This is a genomic window from uncultured Pontibacter sp., from assembly GCF_947492645.1.
Taxonomy (GTDB): Bacteria; Bacteroidota; Bacteroidia; order Cytophagales; family Hymenobacteraceae; genus Pontibacter.
In genome coordinates, this window is the sequence record NZ_CANLMZ010000004.1 from 100646 (window position 1) to 112832 (window position 12187).

11 protein-coding genes are annotated in these 12187 nt (G+C 47.8%); 3 read left to right on the forward strand and 8 right to left on the reverse strand.

Annotation, left to right across the window (positions count from 1 at the left end):
- Positions 1-8: 8 nt before the first annotated feature.
- Both Q1A23_RS05025 and Q1A23_RS05030 read right to left on the reverse strand, forming a co-directional pair.
- Entirely contained in the window at positions 9-1487 is a 1479-nt protein-coding gene (locus tag Q1A23_RS05025; protein ID WP_299820387.1) for a cellulose synthase family protein, read from the reverse strand.
- Between the two features lie 78 nt (positions 1488-1565).
- On the reverse strand, positions 1566-2261 hold the full coding sequence (locus tag Q1A23_RS05030) for a glycosyltransferase family 2 protein (RefSeq protein ID WP_299820390.1): 696 nt from the start codon (positions 2259-2261) through the stop codon (positions 1566-1568).
- Between the two features lie 155 nt (positions 2262-2416).
- On the opposite strand from Q1A23_RS05030, the gene Q1A23_RS05035 reads away from it, so the two are divergent.
- Positions 2417-2899, forward strand: a complete 483-nt coding sequence (locus Q1A23_RS05035) for a peroxiredoxin (protein ID WP_299820393.1) — start codon at positions 2417-2419, stop codon at positions 2897-2899.
- 56 nt (positions 2900-2955) lie between these two features.
- Here Q1A23_RS05035 and Q1A23_RS05040 read toward each other — a convergent pair whose 3' ends face one another.
- The 6 genes from Q1A23_RS05040 to Q1A23_RS05065 form a co-directional block, all read right to left on the reverse strand.
- Entirely contained in the window at positions 2956-3543 is a 588-nt protein-coding gene (locus Q1A23_RS05040) for a hypothetical protein (protein WP_299820396.1), read from the reverse strand.
- Positions 3544-3607: 64 nt separating this feature from the next.
- Complete coding sequence (locus tag Q1A23_RS05045) at positions 3608-4555, reverse strand: alpha/beta fold hydrolase (RefSeq protein WP_299820399.1); 948 nt, start codon at positions 4553-4555, stop codon at positions 3608-3610.
- Complete coding sequence (locus Q1A23_RS05050; RefSeq protein WP_299820402.1) at positions 4542-5615, reverse strand: patatin-like phospholipase family protein; 1074 nt, start codon at positions 5613-5615, stop codon at positions 4542-4544. Before Q1A23_RS05050 ends, Q1A23_RS05045 begins: the two co-directional genes overlap by 14 nt.
- 169 nt (positions 5616-5784) lie before the next feature.
- Entirely contained in the window at positions 5785-6006 is a 222-nt protein-coding gene (locus tag Q1A23_RS05055; protein ID WP_299820405.1) for a hypothetical protein, read from the reverse strand.
- Positions 6007-6210: 204 nt separating this feature from the next.
- Entirely contained in the window at positions 6211-7569 is a 1359-nt protein-coding gene (locus Q1A23_RS05060; protein ID WP_299820408.1) for a neutral/alkaline non-lysosomal ceramidase N-terminal domain-containing protein, read from the reverse strand.
- Between the two features lie 49 nt (positions 7570-7618).
- Positions 7619-8944 (reverse strand): mechanosensitive ion channel domain-containing protein, encoded by a 1326-nt coding sequence (locus tag Q1A23_RS05065; protein WP_299820411.1) that lies wholly within the window; start codon positions 8942-8944, stop codon positions 7619-7621.
- 300 nt (positions 8945-9244) lie between these two features.
- Here Q1A23_RS05065 and Q1A23_RS05070 point away from each other — a divergent pair, with 300 nt between their 5' ends.
- A complete protein-coding gene (locus Q1A23_RS05070) occupies positions 9245-11503 on the forward strand; it encodes a Tex family protein (RefSeq protein ID WP_299820414.1) in 2259 nt (752 codons plus the stop codon).
- Between the two features lie 95 nt (positions 11504-11598).
- The gene (locus Q1A23_RS05075; RefSeq protein ID WP_299820586.1) at positions 11599-12162 is read left to right on the forward strand and encodes a porin family protein; all 564 of its coding nucleotides are present in this window, start codon (positions 11599-11601) and stop codon (positions 12160-12162) included.
- Positions 12163-12187 lie beyond the last annotated feature (25 nt).

The window sequence follows — 12187 nt, forward strand, 5'->3', positions numbered from 1 at the left end:
AAACGTGTTTAAGCGCGTCTGTTATGGTAAAGGGAATAGAAAAATACAGCGCCAAACCCGATTACCAGCATCACATGGAAAGGCAGCAAACCATAGTCCCCAAGCCAGAAGGCCAGCACAATGCCAGCCGCAAAGTATAAAGTAAGCAAACCCTCCAGTACTGTTAAAAGGCTTATACTTTGCATAAAGTATGCTTGTTTCCGCCACGAGTCGCGGGCATGCAAAAGGTTATACTTTGGGGTGCGGATAAAAGGAGTTTTTATTCCCAGCAAGCCTTCTGCAACGGCCATGCTGTTGTGCAGCGATAAACCCATGGAAATACACAGGAACAGGAAAAAATCCGGAACAAAGCGTTTGGTGGTTTTCCAGGCTTGCCGGCTTTGCTGGTAAAGAGCTGTCCAGTAAAAGGCAATCAAGGCAACCAAGCTTAGCAGCAACACAGACCCGAATTTGAAGAGCAGGGCCAGCTGCGGGTTATTATCTTTTATAAACAGCATGGGTATACTTAGTACCGCCGTCAGCAGCACGCAAATAAACACCATGCTGTTTAGCAGGTGGAAGGTAGCATGCAGCTTAGTGGGTAGCGGCACCCGCGACTGCAGCACATGGGCCAGGTGTTTGCGTGCTGTCTCGGCTGCCCCCTTGGTCCAGCGGAACTGCTGCGACTTTAGCGCACCCATGGCGGCAGGCAACTCGGCAGGGGCATCCACATCCTCTAAAAAAATAAACTGCCAGCCTTTTAGCTGTGCCCGGTAGCTCAGGTCCAGGTCTTCGGTAAGGGTATCGGCTTGCCAGCCGCCGGCATCCTCTATGCAGGCTTTGCGCCATACGCCGGCTGTTCCGTTAAAATTAATAAAATGCCCACCGCTGTTTCGGCCAACCTGCTCTACAGTAAAATGTGCATCCAAGCCAAAAGCCTGCAGGCGGGTAAGCAAAGAGTAGCTTTTGTTCAGGTGCCCCCAGCGCGTTTGCACTACCCCAACCTTATCGTGGCTAAACGAAACGATGGTGCGTTTGAGAAAGTCGGGGTGTGGCAGGAAATCAGCGTCGAAAATGGCGATATATTCCCCGGTAGCCGTTTGCATTCCGTATTGCAGGGCTCCGGCTTTAAACCCTTCGCGGTCTGCCCTTCTGATGTGCTGGATGTTGAGGTCCGGGTACTGTAGCAGTTTTGCCTGTATGATGGCCGTAGTTTCGTCAGTAGAATCGTCGAGGACCTGGATTTGTAGCTGTTGGGGTGGATAATCAAGTGCGGCGATTGCCTCAATCAGGCGTTCTGCCACATAACGCTCGTTATAAAGGGGCAGCTGCACCGTAACAGCAGGCCATACTTCAGCGCTTTGGGTTTTACGCGGACTCCCTGCAGCAGGCTTCTTTTCTTTGCGCCAGTAAAGTATCGTCAGGTGCAGTTGGGCCATACTATAACAAAAAATAAAAGCAAGGCAGAGGCTGTATACTCCAATCGTCATTGCTTCTGGTATGTTCATAGTTGCTGTGCCTTTTAAACGTTACGCTGATGTTGTGCATGCTTTTGGCAAAGGGCAGGGGAGGGAGCCCGTGCTAAATCAGAATAATACTTTAAATATCGTGAATATAATTTTATACCCGGCCATTACACTTCCTTTAACGGTGCCTGATACTTTGGAAAAACCAATGCGCTTACGGTAAGTTACGGGAACTTCGGTATAAGGCACTTTGTGTTTGGCAGCTTTGGCCTGCATTTCAACGGTCCAGCCGTAGGTGCGGTCGCGCATGTCCAGTTGCAGCAGAGTGGGCAGCTTAATGGCTCTGAACGGTCCTAAGTCTGTGAAACGAGCACCGTATAGCCACCTGAGCAAGGTTGTAGCCAGCCAGTTCCCGAATATCTGTTGCGGCATCATGGAGCCAGCCTCCCGGTTTCCCAGGGCCCTTGACCCAATTACCATCTCTGCGCGGCCATCTAACAAAGGTTGTACGATAGCAGGCAGCTCCCCGGGGTAGTCAGAATAATCGCCATCCAGGAAAACGATAATATCGGGGCGTATCGCCTCGGGCTTAGCCGCAGCATAGGCTATGCCTTTTAAACAGGCGTTGCCATAACCGGGTTGTGGCTCGTGCAGCACGGTGGCACCCGCAGCGGCAGCTTCAGCGGCGGTAGCGTCCGTAGAGTTGTTGTTAACCACAATCACCTCTGCCACAAAGGCATCAGGAATATCCCTGATTACTTTAGCTATAGATTTTTCTTCGTTAAAAGCAGGTATGATAACGTGTATGAGCGGCATAGGTGCGTAAGGGTGTGCACAAATATCTCTAAATTCTTTTTTTTAAGCTAAAAGTGACCTTTTTCTTTGGTGGATTGGTTGGTTTAAATCTAACTTGCAGACGAACTTTTTATTGCAGAATTGGTTTTTTATAGGAGATGAATGTGAACCTGATTATGAGTGGAGAAGCAATAAAGGTAGGCGATAAAGCTCCGGACTTTGAACTGACAAGGCAAGATGGAGGCTTTTTTCGGTTGCAGGACATGCGGGGAGAGAAAAACGTGGTATTGTACTTTTATCCTAAAGACAGTACCACAGGATGCACAAAGCAGGCATGCGAATTCAGGAACCAATACGAAGTTTTTAAAGAGTATGGTGCTGAGGTAGTAGGTATCAGCTCAGACAGCGTGGAGTCGCATAAGCGCTTTGAACGTGTGCACCACCTGCCGTTTGTGCTGCTTAGCGATGAGGGCGGGCGCATACGCAGTATGTACGGCGTGCCCCGCAGGTTGGGTATTTTGCCTGGCCGCGTTACGTATATCATCGATAAGAAGGGTATTGTGCGTTACATTTTTAATTCGCTCTCCAAACCGCTGGAGCATGTTAAAACAGCCATTGATGTGCTGGTTGAGTTAAACAAAGAGTATCAGCACGTTTAAGGTGATGAAAACAAGAGAGGCAGCTTTTAGAAGCTGCCTCTCTTGTTTAAAAGCTGTTACAGTTGCAGGTGCTTGCCACCATAGAAATCTACTTTAATGAAGCCATCAGTTTTATTAAACAGTATCTGCTTCACTTTGCCTTTGTTATCGTTGTCATTGCCCGGCACGTTTACCTCAAACACGTTCGCGTATACCTTATTATTAACTGTTAGCGAAGGGTGTGTAGGATTCTGCTCATCTATCTCGTAAACGCCAAGCCCATCTACTAGCAAGTGCACCTTTAGGTCTGCTGGCTTTCTAAGTATAGATACTGCCAGACCGGGCATTTTTCTGGCTACATCCTGTATAACGGAGCTTGCCTGCGTGTCCATTTGCTCAATGCATTTATCCTCAAATGAATAACCATCTCCTGGAACAGTTGCTGAGTGAAGTTGCGTGCGAACAAACTTTATAGTAGCGTTAACTTCGTTTGTAAACCTGATGGTGTCTGGTTTGCCATCCGAAGGAACAGGGTTCACATAGGCCAGCCAGTTAGTGTCTTCGAGCGTAAGTTGTGCTGTAGTAGGTGTCTCGCAGTTTTCGCAGGAGGTAAGCAATGCAAGGCCTGCAACAAATGGCATGAAGTTTTTAAGGGTTAATTTCATAAGGGTAATATGCGTAGTTGTAAAATTTAAGCAGAGTTATTATTTATGATCAAGCATATGGTGTTTAATCTCCTGACCCTGTTTTAGGTGAAAGCGTTGCAACAGCACCATTTTTTTTAAACCAACCCAGCACCACCGGGAAATGATCGTGGGGTGCATCATGATGGGTAAGTATATCAATGTGGCCATAATCGTGCAGGTTACCGTTTGCCTTGCTGAGCACTCTAAATTCGCTTTGCTTGCTGCCTGTTTCCTGCATCAGTTTTTCTACATCGGTGGGGTGGCCCAATACGTCGTCTTTAGCTCCGGTTAAGTATAAAGTAGGCGGCAGGTGCATGTGTTGCAGGGCTGCGGCATAATCAAAACCGTCGTGCCAATGGCGCCACTCTTTTTGCACCACCCAGGCATGGGTTTGGCGGTGCGTAAGCCGGGTTTCGCTGTCAGAGCCCATGCGCATGTGTTTGGCTGGCAACCAGCCCTTTGCAGCCACCACTACCTTTGCAGCCCAGTTCCAGACCACATCCACCATCATAAACTTTTTAAGGCTTTTGATGCTGATGCGCCTTTTGCTGCCAAAAAATGCCATTGCCTGCACTTGTACAGGCTCTGATGGCCTTGCCAGGTATGCCAGCATTAACACGCCTCCCCAGGAGTGAGCGGCCCAGTATTGCGGCACATCACCTTTAAGTTCTTTTATTTTCCGGATTATGGCTGGGAAATCCTCCTGCAACGTATGGTTAAGGCCAAAATCTGAGTAACGCGATATGGCAGGCGTGCTTTTGCCACGACCGCGAAGGTCTGCTACAAACACATCATACCCTTGTTCGGCCAGGTATGGCGCAAAACCCTTCCCGGATTTAGTATAGAATATTTTGCCGTTTTCGATAGAGCCGTGCACCAGTAGCACCGGCGGGCCTTGATGTTGCCTGCTTACACGCCGTAAATGCAAAGTGTCGGTGGCATTTAGCCTGATAAAAACAGATTCCTGTTGTACGCCTTTACTTTTGTTCATGCTGCGGTGCCTGGTTTCGGTTTATAAAGGCTTGTACGCCATTACGGCCACTTTTTAGCAAAGTGCTTTTCTCAATTTCGCTAAGCTTGCGCACCTTAGAGCTAAAACCGGCTGTGCTGGTAGAAATGGTTCTTGTCCAGTCGTGGGGTTGTATGTGCTGGCGATTCAGGCTCTCTTTTACGATGTTATAAAAAGCCCCCATATAGTCGCTAAACTTGCTGATGTTGTAAGGCGCCAATCCTGCCTGCTGTTTATCAAAGGCAATTTGTTCGTCTCTGTCCAGCCGGAGGCCCAGCGTTTGCGGGTTGTAAAACGTACCTTGGCTGTCGTAGTCTGTTTGGGCAGGAGAGGTGGATGCTAAGTACTTCGGATCGTCGAAAAGGGTTAGGGGGAAGTTTGCCAGTATCCCGCCGTCTACCAGCACATCTACCTCCTGGCCTTTCTTAGGTTTGGTTACAATGTTGCCCTGTTGGTCCAGCAATACCGCCCTGTAGTATAATGGGATGGACATGGAAATGCGCACAGCATGCTTTACCTGCATGTCCGGGAAAGTCTCATGCGAGAAAACCATAACACTCTGGTCAGATAGGTTGGTGCCCGTAACATAGAGGTCTTTGTAATTGCTGTAACCTGCTAGGGCGTGCAACTGGGCAAAGGTCAGGTTAGGTGATCCTGTTTTAGCCTCTATCATTTTGCCTATCCAATCGGTAAATTTATCGCCCCTGTACCAGCCATACTGCTTAAAAAGCCGGTTAGTACCTCCAAAAAATATAAAGCGGCCGTCGTTGAACTGCTGCACCGGTGTAGCGTAGGTTATTTCAGTAATCTCGGTGGGCGTATAACCCACCGCCAGCAACGCTGCCTGTATGGCACCCGCCGATGTGCCTGCTACCCTTTTTATCGGAGACAAGATACCCAGGGAGTCTAATTGCTCTAAAGCACCACCGTAAGCAATGCCTCTAACGCCTCCGCCTTCAAATACAAGGTTTTGATAGGTGGGCTGTTGCGCCAAAGCAGTTAAGCTAAGCAGAAGGCATAGGCCTGAAAGAAGTGATCGCATGAGGAGGTTGGTTTATACTTCTCAAATATACATACTTTGCCATACTTAGCACAGGCATAACAGCAGCTTCTAAAAAAGCAGGAAGCTGTAAACAGTTGGATATGGGCAAAAAAACAGCTGGCAACATCGAGTGCTGCCAGCTGAAAAATAAAACTTGAAAATTATCTCATTAACTCCGGACGGGTACCGTTTGTGTTTCAAGTTTAGGCCTGAAAACTAACCAAACTACCGTTCCGAATATCGTACCCGAGAAAAACGTTAAAGCCGTGATAAGCCAACCGTTTAACCCGCGCTGTTCTGCATCATGGTATACCCATGCCAGCATAAACACCAGCAAGAGCAAGTATAAACCCACAACAGTAAAAAGTATAATATTTGGTAAGTACTCCATGAGTATCTGGTTTAATTGCACAAAGCTGCTTGATAATGAAGCAACTACTATACTTATTAAACCGATAACTGAACTTAAAGTTTATAACTTTATAAAGAATAGTATTGGAATGCTTAAAAAATATGAGGTAAAAATTGGAATCTTATACTTGGTGGGGCACACGGAGGAGGTCTGTGGATTGCATTAAAATTAAATTGAATGCTTTTAAGGTGCTTTGCTTTGGTGCAGAGACAGCAGGCGGTGGAGTATTTCTGTTATATAGCTGCCGGCTGTAGGGCCATAAAAGTTCATGGCCCTGGCTTCATACTTCTTAAGTTTGTAGTGTGCATCCGGAATAATATAACCAAGGTAACTGCCGTTAAAACCGGTTACCATTACATGTTTTTGCTGCTTCCGGGCATGTGCGGCCAACGCTGGTATAAACTCCCCGGAGTAATCTGCCGGTACTCCCAGCATTACCACAGGGCCAATTTGCAGGCTGTTAAGATAGGCGTTGTAGCGGCCAAAAAAAGTATAGAATAAGCCTGGTGCAAACCTTTTGTTTTCGCCGATACGCCAATGCGGTTCAGGAAGGCAAAGCGGTACTCGTTTTGTGCTAAGGTCTGATGTAAAGGAAACCGGCGTTTCCGGAACTGCTGCAAGTATGCGTTTAGCCAGGTTTTGGCCTACTTCTTCGGTACTTTCAAAACTATCGCCGTGGTGGTAAACGCTGGAGTGGCTGCCAACTGCCCCCGCCGAAAAGGCCGCAAAACTTACATGTTGCTCCAGCTCCCGCACCAGCACCGCAGGGTAGTCTCCGGAGAGCACAGGCTGCATGGATGGTAGGATGGTAGCGTGCGCTGAAAAACTGCAAAGTATAGCCGTTGTGCCATCAGACCGCTCGAATTTCAAGTAGCGCAGCGTCGTGTCTCTCTCTGCGGCAACGCCAGTTAAACGATTTTTTACTAGTGCTGCGCCGTTTGCTGTGCCGTAGCCAACTTTAGCAGGCTGCTGGTTTTGGCGTGCAAGCTGTATACTTTGGATGATGCGTTGCACCGTTTGGTTTACTACCTCCTTTTTATACTTGCCAGCCATAATGCGGCCCGCAACTTTTTTGCCCCACCCACCAAAGCTGCTATGGGTGTGGGTGGCAGATAAGTATACTTGGTCCGGTTGCAGATTTAAGCGCGGGTATTCTTCCTCCAGGGCAGCAGCTACACTCATCGGCGCAATCAGCATGTCCAAAGCCACGAAATAGGCCTGGTTTTTACCGTTGTCAAACGCAAACGTACGTACCCAAACAGAGTCGTGCACAACCGTATACTTCATACCGAGCCTCTTGCCATAGCCAGCTAGTGGTGTACCGGCAGGAGGTGTGATATTTACTTTTGCCCATCCTACCTGCAGGGTATCGCCGGCGGCATTAACGTGTGGCTGCTGCTGCAGGGCATCTACAGTTTGGCGGTAGTATGTAGTGTGTTTGTATGGCGCCTGGTCCAGTTGCTGCACTACGCAGCTTTGGCAAATTACCAACAGGCAGGGCAGCAGGTAAAAAAGTATCGTATGGCTAAGGGGCTGTTTCAACTATACTAAGTTACAGATTAGATGGCATTGCAAACCCGGATTGCCGTTTTTAATTCTGGAGTGTTTCTGCTGAGGAGTAAAGGCTAATCTGGTTAGCAGATACTGCCGTTCGTAAAGTGCGGAGATCATCAGCGGCAGGCATTTCAAATACTTCCAAATCAAAGTATTTTACCGCAGCCAACAGGTGGTCGAACATATCGGCCATGATCATCTCATACCTGTCCCAGCGTACATCGTTCGTAAACACGTACAGCTCAATAGGCATACCTGTGGTAGTTGGTTCCAGTTGGCGCACCATCATGGTCATGTTCTTATGGGTAAACTCATGCTGCGCAATATAAGCATCAATATACCTCCTGAATACGCCCACATTGGTCATGCTGCGCCCATTTATAAGCAGACTTTTATCAATATGCTTTGCCTTGTTATACGCTTCTATCTCTGCCTGGCGCTCCTGCAGGTAATCCGTTACAAGCTGTATCTTGCTAAAGCGGCTTATATCCTTCTCTGAAAGGTATTTTATACTTGATATCTTGATGAGGATGGAGCGTTTGATGCGCCGGCCACCTGCGTTCTGCATGCCGCGCCAGTTCTTAAACGAGTCAGAGATAAGGTAATAAGTCGGGATGGTGGTAATGGTTTTATCGAAATTCTGCACCTTAACGGTGGTCAGGTTTATCTCGATCACATCGCCGTCTGCGCCATACTTTTCCATCGTAATCCAATCGCCGATGCGCACCATGTCGTTTGTAGATACCTGTATGCTGGCCACAAAGCCAAGTATGGTGTCTTTAAAAACGAGCAGAAGTATAGCCGAGGCTGCACCCATGGCTGTTATAAAAGCCCAAACTTCTTTGCCGGTAAGCAACGAAAAAATAAGCAGGCCGCCCACAAAGTATAAAAAAATGGAAATTACCTGTAAAAAGCTATCCACGGGCTTGTTACGGAAAAGGGCCGTAGTTTTAAGGTAGTCTTTTAACGTGCGCAAAAATGCCCGGATCACCCAGATTGATAGCAGCACAGTATAAACATCCACTAAAGTTCTCAGCGGCTTTATCCACTCCTGGAAGTCAGAGAGCATAACTGGAATCGCCTGCACCATAATAACAAGCGGCACTACTTTGGCTAAGTGGTCAAAAACCTTGTTCTGGATTAAAAAATCGTCGAACTGCGTGGATGTTCTGGCTGAGAATTTCTTTGCGGCCCCCACCATCAGCCTTCGGGCAATGGCTCCAGAAGTATAAGCCAGCAATAATACAAGGGCAAGCAACAGCAGCATGTTCAGGTAGATGGCTGTGTTTTCGGGCATTCCCAAATTTACCAGGTGGTTATAGGTCCAATGGTTGATGGAGGAGAATTGGTTTGCAGTTTCCATGTTGGTTTGTAAAAGGCTAAAAGATGGATTGCGCCACAAAGGTAGCAAAATTTAAGGAGGCAAACCGGTAGGCGGTGATATACTTGCACTTGTGGGGCTCATACTTGCTATTCGTGCCTTTTCAGCAGATAATGTTTTAAGGTTAAGCAATAAGGCTTAAATTTGATGTTCCGATGGCTTTGCTTTATACTTTAGGGCAGGGCAGAGGCCGCTGGTGCAGGAGGAAAGGAGGGGGATGGCCTTTGGGTTTATACGTTCTGCCTGCTGCTGCTAATGCAGATTATTGTCTTATATCAATATATGGAACCTAATTTAGAGCATTTATTAAAGATTGCCTCAGAGCTTTCTATCACGATCAAACAGGTAGAGGCTACAGCAAGCTTGTTGGACGAAGGGGCGACTGTACCGTTCATCTCACGTTACCGAAAAGAAGTTACCGGCTCTCTGGACGAAGTGCAGATAGCTGCCATCCGTGACAGAATGGAGCAGCTGCGCGAGCTCGATAAGCGCCGCGAAAGTATACTTAAGTCTATTAAAGACCAGGAAAAGCTGACGCCGGAACTGGAGGCGCAGATCATGGCAGCCGAAACCATGGCTGTGCTGGAAGATATTTACCTGCCATACAAACCAAAACGCCGCACCAAGGCTACCATTGCCCGCGAAAAGGGGCTGGAGCCGCTGGCAGAGCGTATTTTTGCCCAGGAAAACATTGATGTAGAAGCCGAAGCCGCCAACTTTATCTCGGAAGAGAAAGAGGTGAAAGATGTAAACGAGGCCCTTGCCGGTGCCCGCGACATCATGGCTGAGTGGATGAACGAGAATGCCGAGGCACGTGCCGCCATGCGTCAGCTTTTCGAGAAGCAAGGCGTGTTTAAAAGCCGCGTAATGATGGGCAAGGAAGAGGCAGGCCAGAAGTTTAAAGACTACTTTGAGTGGGAAGAGCCGATAGAGAAAGCGCCATCGCACCGTATCCTGGCGATGCGCCGCGGTGAAACCGAAATGGTGTTGATGCTTACAGCCCAACCAGACGAGGAAGCTGCGCTGGCAAAGCTGGAGAATATGTTTGTGCAGGGCAATAACGCTGCCTCGGAGCAGGTAAAGCTGGCTGCCAAAGATTGCTACAAGCGCCTGCTTAAGTTAAGTATGGAAACTGAAGTACGCTTAAGTTCCAAGAAACGTGCCGATGAAGAAGCTATCCGCGTATTTGCCGATAACCTGCGCCAGCTTTTACTGTCGTCACCGCTTGGCCAGAAAACAGTATTAGCCCTTGACCCTGGCTTTAGAACGGGTGTTAAGTCCGTGGTACTGGATAAGCAAGGCAAACTGCTGCACAACGAAACTATTTACCCGCACACAGGCCAACACAAGGAGCAGGAGGCCGCGCAGGCCGTGCGTTATATGGTTACCCGCTTCGAGGTAGAGGCCATTGCCATTGGCAACGGTACTGCCAGTCGCGAAACGGAAGCTTTTGTAAAAAGCCTGAAGTTGCCGGCATCGGTGCAGGTGGTGATGGTGAATGAAAGTGGGGCTTCTATCTACTCTGCCTCGGATGTAGCCCGCGAAGAATTCCCGGACCAGGATGTAACGGTGCGTGGTGCCGTTTCCATAGGCCGCCGCCTGATGGACCCGCTGGCTGAATTGGTTAAAATAGATCCGAAAAGTATAGGCGTTGGCCAGTACCAGCACGATGTGGACCAGTCTGCCCTAAAGCACTCTTTGGATGATGTGGTGATGAGCTGCGTAAACGCCGTGGGTGTGGAAGTGAACACAGCCAGCAAGCAACTGTTAACCTACGTTTCTGGTTTAGGACCAGCCTTGGCACAAAACATTGTAGAATACCGCAACCAGAATGGGCCATTTAAAACAAGAACAGAGTTAAAGAAAGTTGCCCGCCTGGGAGATAAAGCTTTTGAGCAGGCTGCTGGTTTCTTGAGGATCAGAGACGCAAAAAACCCGTTGGATGCCTCTGCAGTACACCCGGAAAGCTACCCGATTGTAGAACAAATGGCCAAAGACTTGGGGGTAACCGTACAGGACCTGATGCAGAAGGAAGAGTTGCGCAAGCAAATCAACCTGAAAAATTATGTTACTGAAAAAGTAGGTCTGCCAACCCTGCAGGACATTGTAAGCGAACTTGCCAAGCCAGGTCGTGACCCACGCCAGACTTTTGAGGCATTTAGCTTTACAGAAGGTGTAAATGAGATTAAAGACCTGCGCGAGGGAATGAAGTTACCGGGTATTGTAACAAATATTACTGCTTTTGGCGCATTCGTGGATCTTGGCGTGCACCAGGATGGCTTAGTTCACGTGAGCCACCTTTCTGACCGCTTTATAAGCAACCCGCATGATGTGGTGAAGGTAGGCCAGAAAGTGGATGTAACCGTACTGGAGGTTGATGTTCCGCGCAAGCGTATCTCTTTAAGTATGAAAGGCGACCCTAACGCGCCAAAACCGGCGGGTGGCGGGAATCGCACGAATAAAAGCGGCAACAAGCGTGAAGAAGAACCGCTAGATGATTTCCAGGCTAAACTAGCTAAGCTAAAAGGCATGTTTAAGTAATAACTATCATACTATAGTAAAGGACAAAGGGCTTCTATGGCAACAGCTGTAGGAGCCCTTTTTTTATATTAAAGTATAGTTAAAATATTATATACATTGGTCCACGTGTAGGCGCAACCTTTGCTAAGGTTTCTTTATCAGAAGATAGCGAAGAATTCTCTAATGATGATATCAAGTCAACTGCTGGCTTGCAATTTGGAGCTGTTGCAAACTTCATGATCAATGACATGTTTTCTATTCAGCCGGAGCTTCTTTATGTACAGAAAGGCTATAAGATCGGTGAGGATGAAGCCTATCTTAAGGGTAAATCAAACTATCTTGAAGTTCCTGTATTAGCTAAAATAGGATTTGGCGGCGAGCAGGTACGTGGCTTTGTTACAGGCGGACCTACATTAGGATACTGGACTGGTGGTAAATCTACTGTTAAGTTTGGGGATATGGAAGACAGCGAAGACTATGAGTTTGAGGATGAGGATAACCGTCTTGAGCTTGGTGCAAGCTTTGGTATCGGCGCAGCTTACAAAGTTGGTGCTGGCGAGTTAAACTTAGACGTTCGTTATGGACTTGGCTTCTCAAGCCTGTATGAAGCAGAAGGTAATGAGCCAAAAACAAGAAACCGTGTTTTTGGTGTTTCTTTAGCTTATCTTTTCAGCCTATAATTGCTGACAATAAGTATACTTAGTA